At 69.5% G+C, this 12,825-nt stretch carries 15 protein-coding genes; 10 read left to right on the forward strand and 5 right to left on the reverse strand.

The genetic code is table 11. The features are described 5' to 3' along the window. Positions 1–249: 249 nt before the first annotated feature. The 4 genes from C5O79_RS23690 (at position 250) to C5O79_RS23705 (ending at position 2,468) form a co-directional block, all read left to right on the forward strand. On the forward strand, positions 250–549 hold the full coding sequence (locus C5O79_RS23690; RefSeq protein WP_047849862.1) for a YXWGXW repeat-containing protein: 300 nt from the start codon (positions 250–252) through the stop codon (positions 547–549). 241 nt (positions 550–790) lie between these two features. After that, a complete protein-coding gene (locus C5O79_RS23695) occupies positions 791–1,555 on the forward strand; it encodes an RNA polymerase sigma factor (RefSeq protein ID WP_122476015.1) in 765 nt (254 codons plus the stop codon). After that, a complete protein-coding gene (locus C5O79_RS23700; RefSeq protein ID WP_047849863.1) occupies positions 1,552–1,968 on the forward strand; it encodes a hypothetical protein in 417 nt (138 codons plus the stop codon). Before C5O79_RS23695 ends, C5O79_RS23700 begins: the two co-directional genes overlap by 4 nt. Next, positions 1,965–2,468, forward strand: coding sequence for a periplasmic heavy metal sensor (locus tag C5O79_RS23705; RefSeq protein ID WP_046547969.1), 504 nt, complete (start codon positions 1,965–1,967; stop codon positions 2,466–2,468). The genes C5O79_RS23700 and C5O79_RS23705 overlap by 4 nt, the downstream gene beginning before the upstream one ends. A gap of 147 nt (positions 2,469–2,615) precedes the next feature. Here the strand turns inward: C5O79_RS23705 and C5O79_RS23710 are convergent, their stop codons facing one another. Then, positions 2,616–3,473, reverse strand: coding sequence for an alpha/beta hydrolase (locus C5O79_RS23710; RefSeq protein ID WP_236862330.1), 858 nt, complete (start codon positions 3,471–3,473; stop codon positions 2,616–2,618). A gap of 386 nt (positions 3,474–3,859) precedes the next feature. Here C5O79_RS23710 and C5O79_RS23715 point away from each other — a divergent pair, with 386 nt between their 5' ends. From C5O79_RS23715 to C5O79_RS23725, 3 genes are all read left to right on the forward strand, one after another. Beyond that, positions 3,860–5,254 carry a DUF1800 domain-containing protein gene (locus C5O79_RS23715; RefSeq protein WP_122476010.1) on the forward strand — a complete coding sequence of 465 codons (1,395 nt, stop codon included), beginning with the start codon at positions 3,860–3,862 and terminating at the stop codon, positions 5,252–5,254. Beyond that, positions 5,251–6,414 carry a DUF1501 domain-containing protein gene (locus C5O79_RS23720; RefSeq protein WP_174242147.1) on the forward strand — a complete coding sequence of 388 codons (1,164 nt, stop codon included), beginning with the start codon at positions 5,251–5,253 and terminating at the stop codon, positions 6,412–6,414. Before C5O79_RS23715 ends, C5O79_RS23720 begins: the two co-directional genes overlap by 4 nt. A 62-nt stretch (positions 6,415–6,476) precedes the next feature. Further along, positions 6,477–6,695, forward strand: coding sequence for a YXWGXW repeat-containing protein (locus C5O79_RS23725; protein ID WP_039351253.1), 219 nt, complete (start codon positions 6,477–6,479; stop codon positions 6,693–6,695). 34 nt (positions 6,696–6,729) lie between these two features. Here C5O79_RS23725 and C5O79_RS23730 read toward each other — a convergent pair whose 3' ends face one another. Beyond that, positions 6,730–7,923: a tyrosine-type recombinase/integrase gene (locus tag C5O79_RS23730; protein ID WP_131931800.1), complete on the reverse strand. Its 1,194-nt coding sequence runs from the start codon at positions 7,921–7,923 to the stop codon at positions 6,730–6,732. A gap of 67 nt (positions 7,924–7,990) precedes the next feature. Next, positions 7,991–8,158, reverse strand: coding sequence for an SDR family oxidoreductase (locus C5O79_RS38625; RefSeq protein ID WP_081421048.1), 168 nt, complete (start codon positions 8,156–8,158; stop codon positions 7,991–7,993). 63 nt (positions 8,159–8,221) lie between these two features. Here C5O79_RS38625 and C5O79_RS23740 point away from each other — a divergent pair, with 63 nt between their 5' ends. Further along, positions 8,222–8,602, forward strand: a complete 381-nt coding sequence (locus tag C5O79_RS23740; RefSeq protein WP_039350912.1) for a DUF4377 domain-containing protein — start codon at positions 8,222–8,224, stop codon at positions 8,600–8,602. Between the two features lie 9 nt (positions 8,603–8,611). On the opposite strand, the gene C5O79_RS23745 is transcribed toward C5O79_RS23740, so the two are convergent. Then, positions 8,612–10,000, reverse strand: coding sequence for a DHA2 family efflux MFS transporter permease subunit (locus C5O79_RS23745; RefSeq protein WP_131931802.1), 1,389 nt, complete (start codon positions 9,998–10,000; stop codon positions 8,612–8,614). Between the two features lie 158 nt (positions 10,001–10,158). On the opposite strand from C5O79_RS23745, the gene C5O79_RS23750 reads away from it, so the two are divergent. Beyond that, positions 10,159–11,019 carry a LysR family transcriptional regulator gene (locus C5O79_RS23750; protein ID WP_039350907.1) on the forward strand — a complete coding sequence of 287 codons (861 nt, stop codon included), beginning with the start codon at positions 10,159–10,161 and terminating at the stop codon, positions 11,017–11,019. Between the two features lie 51 nt (positions 11,020–11,070). On the opposite strand, the gene C5O79_RS23755 is transcribed toward C5O79_RS23750, so the two are convergent. Next, entirely contained in the window at positions 11,071–11,421 is a 351-nt protein-coding gene (locus C5O79_RS23755; RefSeq protein WP_047849869.1) for a VOC family protein, read from the reverse strand. 258 nt (positions 11,422–11,679) lie between these two features. On the opposite strand from C5O79_RS23755, the gene C5O79_RS23760 reads away from it, so the two are divergent. Continuing rightward, the gene (locus tag C5O79_RS23760) at positions 11,680–12,819 is read left to right on the forward strand and encodes an LLM class flavin-dependent oxidoreductase (protein ID WP_069252948.1); all 1,140 of its coding nucleotides are present in this window, start codon (positions 11,680–11,682) and stop codon (positions 12,817–12,819) included. Positions 12,820–12,825: the final 6 nt, after the last annotated feature.

Raw genomic sequence — 12,825 nt, forward strand, 5'->3', positions numbered from 1 at the left:
CGGAAACGAGCGGGATCCCGGTGCGAGACATTGTCGAAGGGCAGTTTTGCCGGGTTGTGACAGCAAGGCAACTCCGCATAAGCGTTGGCTCAGGCCACGAACGCGTGGATCGCGGCATCCGACCAGCGCCGACGGGCGTCAGGTTCGGCCGAAATTTATTTGCAGACACCGCGACGGATTCCGTTCGCCCGCGCCGTTTAACGCATGAACGGCCGCTTCCGGTCGATACCCGCTACTTCGGAGTCTTACATGAAGCTTTCCAATTCATTGCGATTCGCCCTGGCATGCGTGGCCGCACTGGCTGCGTCCGCGGCCTTCGCGCAGGCCGTCATCGTCGCGCCTTACGCGCCGCCGCCGCCGCGCGTCGAAGTGCTGCCGGCGCCGCGCGCGGGCTACGTCTGGGATCAGGGACACTGGCACTGGCGGCAGGGCCGCTACGTCTGGATTCCCGGCCACTGGCAGGTGGTGCGCGTCGGCTACCACTGGGTGCCCGGCCATTGGGCCGCGCGCGGGCCGGCCTGGCGCTGGGTGCCGGGGCACTGGGCCTGATGCGCATGCCGCCGCACGGCACGCGATGCCGGCGCGGCGGCGCTTTCCCGCAACGTCATGAGGCGCAGCCATGCCTTTTCGAACCGTGGTGATACTCGCGGCCGCAGCTGTCGTGCTGGCCGGCTGTGTCGTGGTGCCGGCGCGTCCGGCCTATTACCGGCCCGCGCCGGTCGTCGTATATTGAGCACGCCGGCCGCCGCTCGCGCAAACGGGCGGCCGGCACCCGATCGACCCGATCGCCATGCAGCCTGAAACGGATGCCGATGAAACGGACCTTGCCGAGGCCGAGCGCGATGCGCGCGGCGATCCCCGACCGCCAGTGTGGCGGGGCCGGGTGATGGCGCGGCGCATGCAAGGAGAGCACGACGATGAGCTTCAGTCTGCCGACGGGCGCATCAGCGATCGCGCCGCGGCACAGACGCGCGATGCGCTGGAGCGCCCCGCGTTGAGCGACGGCGATCCGGACGCGGCCCTGGTCGCACGGGTCGGCACGCGCGACGCGTCGGCCGTGCGGATGCTCGTCGCGCGCAAGCTGCCGCGACTGCTCGCACTCGCGACGCGCATGCTCGGCGACCGCACGGAAGCCGAGGACGTCGCACAGGAGACGTTCTTGCGGATCTGGAAACAGGCGCCGGGCTGGCGCGAGGGCGAGGCACGGTTCGACACGTGGCTGCATCGCGTCGTGCTGAATCTGTGCTACGACCGCTTGCGCGGCCGCCGCGAGGAACCGGTCGACGTGTTGCCCGACGTGCCCGATCCGCAACCGGAGCCGGCCACCCGTGCGGAGACCCGCTCGCGCGACGCGCGCGTGCGGCAGGCGCTCGCGGCGTTGCCGGCGCGGCAGCGCGAAGCGCTCGTGCTCCAGTACTATCAGGAAATGTCGAACGTGGAGGCGGCCAACCTGATGGGCATTACCGTCGACGCGCTGGAAAGCCTGCTTGCACGTGCGCGGCGAAACTTGCGCGCGCAACTGGCGGGCGACTCACCTAGCGAGGACATCCGATGACACCCGAACGATTTCGCACCATCGTCGCCGCGTACGGCTCGGATGCGCGGCGCTGGCCGGTCGGCGAGCGCGCGGCCGCCGAGGCATGGGCGCGTGCGCATCCGGGCGACGCATTGGCGGCGCTGGACGATGCCGCCGAACTGGATGCGTGGCTCGCCAACGATACGGTCGCACCGCCCGCGCCGGCGCTCGTCGAGCGCATCGTCGCGACGGCGCCCGCCCCGCGGCGCGCGCGGCGGCGGGGCACCGTGTGGTGGTCGGGCGCGGCATTCGCGGGCGTGGGCCTGGCCGGTGCGCTCGCGGGCGCGGTGGCCGTGTCGATGCTGATGCTCGGCAGCGTGCCGCCTGCGCATGAGCCGGGCTATCTGACTACGACGTTCGGTGGGCCGAGCGTGGACTGGAGTGATGAATGAGTGAGCGTGGCTGGAAATTCGTCCTCGTCGGTTCGGTCGTGCTGAACGTATTCATGCTCGGCGCGATCGGCGGCGGTGCGTATCAGTGGTTTTCGACGCACCGCGACCTGCGGGCGGCGGGCGTACCTGCGTCGCGCACCGCATTGCGTTTCGCCGCGGACGAATTGCCGGACGCGCGCCAGCAGGAATTCGTGGCGGCGCTGAAGGCGGCGCGCAAGGACGGCCGCGATTTCGCGCGGGAAGGGCGCGACGACCGGATCACCGTGCTGGACCTGCTGGCCGCGCCGCAACTCGATCGCACGGCGATCGACGCGGCGCTCGATCGGACGCGTGCGGCCGATACGGCGCTGCGTGCGCAGGTCGAGCGCCGCGTCGTCGATTTCGCGGCGACGCTGACGCCGGACGAGCGCGCGAAGTTCGTCGACGGGTTGCGGCGTAGCGGGAACTGGCGGCTGCCGGCGAAGTGGCAGAAGAAGCAGGGGGACGCGGCGAGCAAGTAAGCAAACGCCGCGCGGGCAACGTGCGACGGTGCGCCTTGTCGGTGATGCGCAACGCGTACGCGGAAGGCCGGTCGGCGATGCTTGCAGGCTGAGCTTCGGCGAAGGATCGCGAGGGGCAACCGCGACTTCGCTGCGCGGCGCGCACGTTCAGCGTGCAAGCATCCACGCGGAGATCGCGTCGACCACACCGCTCTCCAGGCCATTGAAGCCGTGATACGCAAAGGCTTCGCACGGATCGCCCCGGGACGTGCCGCCCGACACGATCATCAGTTCGGCTTTCGGAGACTGCTGCAGCTTCTTCAGCAGCGTATCCGTTTCGGACACCGGACAATGTTTGCAGCCGTCATTCTGGTGGTGAACGATGAGCACCGGAATCGTGATGCTGGCAAGGTTCATGTCCGTGACCGCGGTACCGCCTCGCTCTTCGCGGAGGATGGTGGACGTCAGCACGAGACCGTCGGGCCCGCCTGCGCCGGCCAGCGCAACCGCGATGGCGGCGGCGGACTGGGTGCCGCGGCTCGTCCCGACCAGCCAGACCGGTACATGTAGTTGCTCCTTCAACCACGCAATCACGGCGCGTGCGTCGTCGGCGTGCTCCTTCGACAGTCGGAAGCCATCGAGGTAGGGCGCGGATTGGCGGTCGCTCGGTGCATCGATGACCGCGACGGCGATGCCGTCCTTCACGAACAACTGCCGGGTGCGGACGAGAAAGTTGCCCGCGCCCCATCCGAACCGTCCGGACGGTTCCAGTTGCAGCCCGCCATGTCCGCCGGCATAGAGAATGGCCGCGGCCTTCGGCGCGTCGGGTGCGATGAAGAGAAACCGCTGAGTCACGCCGGCGCGCGTCGGAATATCGACGACCCTGGGCGGGTTCTGCGCAAGGGCCGGATAGCCGGGCAGCGTCAGCGCGACGGCAAGCAGCCACGCATGGGGCCAGCGCGAGCGCGGACGCATCGAGCCGACGCAACGAAACCGCGCACGCAAGCTGACGGGAAGAGTGGGCATCGTAGTGGTCGCTGGGTCCGGACGGCAAAACGCCGTGACACGGGGCGATACCTTTCATTGAGTCTAGGTGGCTTTCCGGGAACGGCAAGCGTCCGGGCTGCTGCGGCCGGCGAGCCTTCCCGTGAGATCGAGGTCGGTCAGTCAAGTGAAAGCCCGCTGACCGAATTTCGAAACAGACCCGTTCTTCGCTGGGACACGGCACTCCGATACGGCCGCCGAGCACCCCACCGATTCGCGGCATTGGTCAGCCGAATCCGCGACGCGCATTCGAGCGGCAGCACGCACGCATTCAAAGCCGCGCGACGTACCAGAAATATTCGTGTTCCCAGCGACGGATTTCCCGCCGGCCCACGTTAAACACGGGTACGCATCGCGAGAGCCCTGTCATGGACCACCCGAACGACATCACACCGGCCGCCATCGCGCTGAACCGCTTCGGTCTCGGCGCGCGCGCCGACGAAGCGCCGCCAGCGGACCCGAAGGCAGCGCTCGTCGCGCAATTCGACCGTTACGACGCGCGGCCGGCCGCATGGGCCGGCGAGCCCGACGCGGTCGCGCTCGCGACACGCTTCGCGAACGCGCGCAATGCGATGACGGCCAACGATCCGGCAACGAAGCGCGCCACCGAGCAGTCGATCCGGCGCGACGGCAACGACACGTATCGCAGCGCCGTCGTCGCGCGGATGAACAGTGCGCTGAATACACCCGCACCGTTCGTCGAGCGTCTCGTGCATTTCTGGGCGAACCATTTCGCGGTGTCGGTCGACAAGGGGCCGGTGGCGGCCTATGCGGGCGCGCTCGAACGCGACGCGATCCGCCCGCACGTGCTCGGCCGTTTCGAGGACATGCTGGTCGCCGTCGAACAGCATCCCGCGATGCAGCTTTTCCTCGACCAGGCACGCTCGGTCGGCCCCGACAGCCCGGCCGCGCTGCGTGCCGAAGCCCGCAATCCGTCGGCCAAACGCGGGCTCAACGAGAATCTCGCGCGAGAAATCATGGAACTGCACACGCTCGGCGTACGCACGGGATACACACAGGCCGACGTGACGGAATTCGCGCGTGCGCTGACCGGCTGGAGCATCGCCGGCGGGCGCGGCCCGCAGCCCGGCGATGCGGCGCCCGGCGCGTTCGTGTTTCGCCCGAAACTGCACGAGCCCGGCGTGCGTACCGTGATGGGCCGCAGCTACGACCAGCCCGGCGAAGCGCAGGCGCGCGCGATCCTGCACGACCTCGCGCATTCGGAGGCAACCGGCCGGCATATCGCGTTCCAGCTGGCCCGCCATTTCGTCGCCGACAATCCGCCGCCCGCGCTGACCGACCGGCTGGCCCGCGCGTTCGATGCGAGCGGCGGCGATCTGCCGACCGTCTATCGCGCGCTCGTCGATGCGCCTGATGCGTGGTCGCCGGTCAACCGCAAGTTCAAGACACCGTGGGAGTGGGCCGTGTCGTCGCTGCGGGGGCTCGGCTGGCGCGACACGGGCGACCTGAAGGTCGCGCCGCTGCTCGCGCAACTCGGCCAGCCGGTGTGGCGGCCCGGCTCGCCGGCCGGTTACGACGACATTGCCGCGAGCTGGGCCGCACCCGACGCGCTCGTGCGTCGTGTCGAGTTCGCGCAGCGCCTGGCCGCGCGCACGGGCGACCGGCTCGACCCGCGCACGCTCGGCAACACGCTGCTCGCCGGTTCGTTGAGCGCGCCGACGGCGACCGCGCTGTCGCGCGCCGAAAGCGCGACCACGTCGCTCGCGCTGTTGCTCGTCTCACCCGATTTCCAACGGAGATGACCATGGCACTGTCCCGCCGACAATTCCTGAGCGTGGCCGCCGCCGGCGCAGGCGCGATCCTCGTCGCACCACGGATCGTGTTCGCGAACGTCGAGACCGATCGGCGCTTCGTGTTCGTGATCCAGCGCGGCGCGGCCGACGGCCTGAACATCGTCGTTCCGTATGCCGAGCCCGCGTATGCGTCGCTGCGCGGCCCGCTCGCGATCGACACGGCGGCCGCGACGCGGCTCGACGGCACGTTCGCGCTGCATCCGTCGCTCGTGCAGACCGCGCAGTTGTACCGCGACGGGCAGGCGCTGTTCGTTCATGCGATTGCGTCGCCGTATCGCGACCGCTCGCATTTCGATGGGCAGAACGTGCTCGAGACGGGTGGCCGCGCGCCGTACCAGGTGAAGGACGGCTGGCTGAACCGGCTCGCCGCGCTGCTGCCGGCCACGCGTGAAAGCGCGATTGCGTTCGCGCCGACCGTGCCGCTCGCGTTGCGCGGCACCGTGCAGGCCGCGTCGTACGCGCCGTCCGGTTTGCCGGCCGCGCCGGACGACCTGCTCGCACGCGTGTCGGCGCTCTACGAGGCCGACGCGCAGCTCGGCCCGTTGTGGCAGTCGGCGATGGACGCGCGCGGCCTCGCCGGCGATGCGCATGCGCGGCAGGATCCGGCGGGCGTCGGCAAGCTCGCCGCGACGTTCCTCGCGCGTGACGACGGCCCGCGCATCGCGATGATCGAGACGGGTGGCTGGGACACGCACAGCGCGCAGAACGCACGGCTCGCGAATCAGCTGAAAGCGCTCGACACGATGCTCGCCGCGTTGCGCGACGGCCTCGGGCCCGCGTGGCAGCAAACCACGGTGCTGGTCGCAACCGAGTTCGGCCGCACGGTGGCCGCGAACGGCACGGGCGGCACCGATCACGGGCAGGCATCCGTCGCGATGCTCACGGGCGGCGCGGTCGCGGGCGGTCGCGTAATCGCCGACTGGCCCGGTTTGCGGCCGGGCGACCTGTACGAAGGGCGCGACCTGAAACCGACCGCATCGCTCGACGCGCTGATTTCGGGCGCCGCCGCCGAGAGCCTGCGGCTCGATCCGCGCCGTACCGCGTCCGCGCTGTTTGCGCAAAGCGGTGCGACGCGGCCGATGAGCGGGCTGATTCGCGGAACCGCATGACGCGCGGCGTTGCCGCGTCGGCAACGAATCCATCCACTACACAAAAGGGAGAATGCAGGATGATGAAGATCCGATCCGTTTCGCTCGCCATGCTGGTGACGGCCAGTGCGGCGCTGATGTCCGCATGCGTGGTCGAACCCGTGCGGCCGCCGCAGCCGGCGCCCGTCGTCGAGGTGCCGCCGCCGATGCCAGCGCCGGGCTATCGCTGGGCGAGGGGGCACTACCGGTGGGCCGGCAATCACTGGGCATGGGTGCCCGGGCACTGGGTGGGCGTGTACTGATCGAGTGTGACGCGCCGAACGGGGCGGATGCCACCTACCACCCGATCCGGTGCTTCTCCTCAGTCTCGCGATGCCGCCAGTCGTCGTCCGCGTGCAGGTACTGGCTCGTCGTCGTGAGCGACACGTGGCCGAGGTTGTCGCGTACGAGCCGCAGATCGACGCGGCCATCGGCCATGTGCGAGCCCGCGCTGTGGCGCAGCCAGTGTGCGGACGCCTGTTCGAGCACACGCGCCTGCTGCTCTCCGGCTTCGCCGTTCGCTCGCAACCGGTCGGCCGCGTGCCGGAATACCTGTTTCACGATCCGGTGCAGCGCGGCGCGCGTGAGCGGCTTGCGCGCGTGGCCGACCGGCAGCACGAGCGGCGTGGCCTCGCCGTCGGACGGCAACGCGGGCAGGCCATGCGCACGCCGGTAGCGCGACAGTTCGGCCATCATCTCGTCGGTGGCCGGCACGAGCCGCTGCCGGCCGCCTTTGCCCGTCACGTCGAGCCACCAGCGGTCGCGCCCGTCCGCATCGCGCCGGCAGAAGAACTGGCCCATCGTCGTGTCGGCCGCTTCGGTGATGCGCAGGCCGCCGAGATACAGCAGCGTGAACAGCCAGCGCGCACGATCCGCATGGAAGCCCGCCCGCGCGTCGTCGCGCGGCATCGCGGCGATCGCATCCTTGACCGATTGCCACAGCGGCTGCCCGAGATGGCGCGTGACGTGCGGCGCGGGCCGGCGCTGCCGCTGGCGCGACAACGCGAGCGGATTGCCGGCGAGATAGCCGGCCTGCACGAGCCACGAGAACATCACGTTCAGGATCACCAGCGCCTGCCGCTGGCTGGCCGCCGACAGCGGCCCGTAGAACGGCCGCCAGCGCGGATCGTCGCGCGGATGCTTGCGCCCGCCGTTCGCACACCACAGCTCGGCCGGCGCGGGGGCGAGCAGGAACTGGCGGTAGACGACCAGATCTTCGTGCGTGAGCGACGACAGCGGCTTGCCGCAAGCGATCACGGCCCACAGCAGCAGGCGTTCGGCTTCCTTGCGGTAGTTCTGGAACGTGGTCGGCGTATCGACGAAGCGGGCGAGCCACGCGCGCACCGCGTCCAGGTCGTTGGTCGCGGCAATCTGCGGATGCGCGCTGCTCGAGCGGTTGGTGCCCGAGCGTCCGTCGAGCGCGGCCGGCACGGTCAGCGCATCGATCGGAAGCGGGCGCAATGCGGTGTCGGACGGAACGGGTGAGGTCATGCGAAGCAGGGTGCGCTGCGCGGATCGTACGCATGTGAAAGGGCGGACGAGCACAACGCGATCAGGCTTATCGGGAAGCGCCGATGGTACACGATCGGCACACGGTGAATCCGCCGTCGACAGCGATCGCCTGACCCGTGACGAAGCGCGCGGCGGGCGAGCGCAGCCACGTCACCGTTTCCGCGATGCCGCGCGGTTCGCCGGGCATGAAGGGGGCATGATTGCTGTAAGGCATTTGTGAACTTTCTTGCCGTGAGGGCCTCTAATCGGCCCTCCAACGCTTCCAGAGGAACACCCGATGATTCGCCCATCCAGAACGCTGCTCGGCGCGGCCGTCATTGCCGGCAGCACGCTCCTCGCCGGATGCCAGACCGACGCCGTCGCCACGTCGGCGAACGCGGTGCGCCCGGCCGACAGCAAGCCGGTGACCAGGACCGTGTATGTCGCGCCGCAATCCGCGCGCTGCACGGGCGTCGCGCCGATGGAGTGCCTGCAGGTGCGCAACGCCCCGAACGAGCCGTGGAGCCTGTGGTACGCCGGTATCGAAGGCTTCGCGTACCAGCCGGGCTACCTGTACACGCTCGAAATCGACGAGTACCGCGTCGCGCAGCCGCCGGCCGACGGTTCGTCGATCCGCTGGGTGCTCAAGCGTGTCGTCGAGCGCCGCCCGGCGAACTGACGGCCGCGCTCAGGCCGACGGGCGCGCTGCCGCACTCGCCGGCGGCGCGGCCGTATCGATCCGCCGGAACACGACGGACGACAGCAGCGTTACCACGCCCATGCACGTGAACGACAGCATGAACCCGTGCGCCATCGAGCCCCAATAGGCGGAAAACAGGTTGACGAGGCCGCCGCCGATCGACACCCCGAGCCCCATCGCCAGCATCTGCATCATCGTGAACAGGCTGTTGCCGCTGCCGGCGTCGGCATGCGACAGCCCCTTCAACGTCACGCCGTTCATCGCCGCGAACTGCATCGAGTTCGCCGTGCCGAACACGATCAGCAGCGCGCTTTCCAGTAGCGGCGCGGGCCGCACCGACACCAGCGCGAATCCCGCGATCGCGCACCCGACGATCCCCGTATTCACGACCAGGAACGCCGCATAGCCGAAACGCTTCACGAGCGGCGCGATCCAGCGTTTTGCGATGACGCCCGCGATCGCGGCCGGCAGCATCATCATCCCCGACTGCAGCGGCGTATAGCCGAGCTGCACCTGCATCAGCAGCGGCAGCATGAACGGCACGGAGCTCGTGCCGATCCGGCACAGCAGGTTGCCGAGCAGGCCCGAGCCGAAGTTCGGTTCGCGGAACAGCCCGAGCCGGAACAGCGGCTGCGCGCGGCGCCGTGCGTGCGGCAGGTAAGCAAGCGCGCTCGCCAGCCCGACCACGGCGAGCCCGGCTGCCCATGCGGCGCGATGCGTGGGCAGCGGCGGGTCGATCGCGAGCGACAGCGCGATCATCGCGACCGACAGCAGCGCACAGCCGACGAAGTCGAACGGCGGCGGCTGGTGCGCCTGGTCGTGCGGCAGGTAGCGCTGCACGGCGACGAAGCCGACCACGCCGACCGGCACGTTGACGATGAACACCCAGTGCCACGAAATCGCCTGCGTGAGCCAGCCGCCGAGCGTCGGCCCGACGATCGGGCCGAGCTGGCCGGCGATCGACACGAACGCGATCGCCGCGACGTACTGTTCGCCCGGCACGCGGCGCAGCACGGCGAGCCGTCCGATCGGCAGCAGCATCGAGCCGCCGATGCCCTGCAGCGCGCGCGCGGCGACGAGCTGGCCGAGCGTATGCGACGCCGCGCAGCCGATCGATGCCAGCACGAATACGAGGATCGCGAGCGAGAACACGCGGCGTGTGCCGAACCGGTCGGCAAGCCAGCCGGACGCCGGCGTGAGCATCGCCATCGTCAGCGTATAGACGACCACGACGGGCTGCATCGCGAGCGGCGACGCATGCAGGCTTTGCGCGATCGAAGGCAGGGCTGTGTTGACGATCGTCGTGTCGAGCGACTGCATGAAGAATGCAGCGGCGACGATCCAGAGCAGCGCGGAGTGTGTGGGTTCCCGGGACATGGCGAAATCGGTGGTGCAAAGGCCGGCGCGGGTGGCGCCTTCACGCGGTTGCGCCGCGCGTGCCGGTCTCCAAGCGCACGATGGTACCGATTCCGATGGTCATCGGGAAGCTGCCTTAAGTCGTTGACTGTCATCGGCATTGCCGATGACAATGCGCCATGCTCAATCCCGTCTGGCTCAACACGTTCGCGACCGTCACGAACTGCCGCAGCTTCACCGAAGCAGGGCGGCAACTCGGGCTCAACCAGTCGAGCGTCAGCGAACACATCCGTCGTCTCGAGGAGAGCGTCGGCCGGCGGCTGTTCGTGCGCGACACGCATTCGATCGCGATGACGGCCGACGGCGAGGCGCTGCTCGTGCACGCGAACGTGATCCTGCAGGCGCTGAACCGCGCGGAATCGCAGTTCCGCAAGCCGAGGCTCAAGGGGCGGGTGCGGCTGGGCGCGCCGGACGACCTCGCGCTCGTCGCGTTGCCGGACGTGCTCGCCGGGTTTCGCGCCGCGCACCCGGACGTCGCGCTGGAGATCACCACCGGCATGACGAGCCGGCTCTACGAAGGGCTGGACGCGGGCGCGCTCGACCTGATGATCGGCAAGCGGCGGCTCGGCGAACGGCGCGGCACGCCGCTCTTGCGCACGCGGCTCGAATGGGTCGCGCGGCCCGGCACCGTCGTCGATCCGGAGCGGCCGCTGCCGCTCGTGCTGGTCGCCGAGCCGAGCGTGACGCGCGCGATCGTCCTGAATGCGCTCGCGGAGAAGGGGATCGGCTGGGAAGTCGTGTGTTCGAGCAGCAGCCAGCCGGGCTGCATCGCGGCCGCCCGCGCGGGGCTCGGCCTGACCGCGACGTCGCACTATCTGTCGACGCGCGGGCTCGCGCCGCTGGTCAACGGCGACGCGCTGCCCGTGCTGCCCGACATCGAGTTCATCGCGCTGGCCGCGAAGCGGCTCAGCCAGCCGGCGCGCACGCTGCTCGAATTGCTCGAAGCGAGCGACCTGAGCACGCCGGGCGCGGACGCGTAACGGGCCTGCCACACGCGCGGCACCCGCATCGGGCGCCGGCGCCGCGGGCCGTCATGCGGCCCGTTTCTGCGAAATCACGAGCAGCGCGCCGTTCTTGTCCTCCAGCACCGCGCGGTATTCGTGCGGCCCGGCCTGCACGGGCACGCGCACCGATGCGCCGGCCTTGACCACTCGCGCCATCGCCGCATACAGGTCGTCGTCCTCGTCCACGCGCAGCGTGAGCGCCGCGCGCTCGACGATCTGCTCGTCGCCCGCCACCAGCGCGATCGTCAGCGGGCCGCCGTCGAGCGCGCAATAACGGTCGCCGTCGCGAAACTTCACGCTCAGGCCCAGCCCGTCGACGAACAGCGGCAGCGCCGTGTCGATGTCGTCGACCGGATACAGCAGCATCGATACCTTCATTCCCGCTCTCCCTTGTCGTTGATCGGTGCGCGCCACGCGCCCGCCGTTCGATGCTAGCGCGCCGTCCGCGCGCTCACGCAGTCCGATCGGATGACGGTGAAACCCCTCTGTCCCCGCGGGCGCGCCGGTACTCCGAACAGACGATGCCCGCACCCGTGCGCGCGCCGACACTCCCATTCGTGGACCGTCGCGCTTCGTCCGTATCGTGCGGGCGGGCTGCACGACCCGACTCGTCCAACAACCATGGAGACGCACGCAATGAAGTTTTCCCTCATCTACGAAGCCCAGACCACCGACGCATCGCGCGAGGGCGACCACCGGGTATTCAAGGAGACGGTCGAACAGGCGCTGCTCGCCGAGCAGGTCGGCTTCGACACGATCTGGTGCGTCGAGCATACGTCGCTGACCAACTATGCGCACATGAGCGCGCCGGAAACCTTCCTTGCGTACCTGGCCGGCCGCACGACGCGCATCGGCCTCGGCCACGGCGTCGTGTGCCTGCCGCCGGCGATGAACCACCCGATCAAGGTCGCGGAGCGCGTCGCGCTGCTCGACATCCTGTCCGGCGGCCGCGTGCACTTCGGCGTCGGCAAGGGCGGCAGCCAGCAGGAAGCCGGTGCGTTCGGCTACGACCTCAACGAACTGCAGCCGATGATCGACGAATCGATGTACCTCGTGCCGAAGATGTTCGTGCAGGACGAGATCGAGCACGACGGCAAGTACATCAAGATTCCGAAGCGTCCGATCCACCCGAAGCCGTTCCAGGATCCGCATCCACCGATGTACCTCGCCTGCACGAACACCGACGCGCTGCTGCGCGCCGGCCAGCGCGGGATGGGCGCGCTGGTGCTCGGCTTCGGCGGCCCCGACGAAGTCGCGAAGAAGAACGCCGTGTACCGCGAAGCATGGGCGAACCGCAAGCCGGAAGACCAGGTCGGCTTCCGCCCGACCCAGCACCTTGCCGCGCTGTGCCCGACGGTCGTGATGGCCGATGGCCAGGCCGCCCGCAAGATCGGCATCCGCGGGCAGCGCTACTTCATGGAATCGCTCGCGTACTGGTACACGGGCGGCGAGCGTCCGGACCCGGCGAAGTGGGGCGACGACCTCGTGCAGGCCGACACCGGCGAGATGGTGATCCGCTCGCGCTTCGCGTCGGAGGAAGTCGTCGTGAACTTCGCCGACCCGGCGCTCGCGATGATGAACCCGAACCATGCGTACGGCACGGTGGACGACTGCATCGGCTATGTCGGCCGCCTGCAGGAAGCCGGCGTCGACGAAGTGCTGTTCCTGTGCCAGATGGGCACGGTGCCGCACGACGCGCAGATGGAGACGATCCGCAACATCGGCGAGCACGTGATCCCGTTCTTCAATCGCGAGAAGGAGCGCGCCTGCGCGTGATGTTCG

The sequence above is a fragment of the Burkholderia sp. SRS-25 genome, from assembly GCF_004343765.1.
In the GTDB taxonomy this organism is placed as follows: Bacteria; Pseudomonadota; Gammaproteobacteria; order Burkholderiales; family Burkholderiaceae; genus Burkholderia; species Burkholderia contaminans.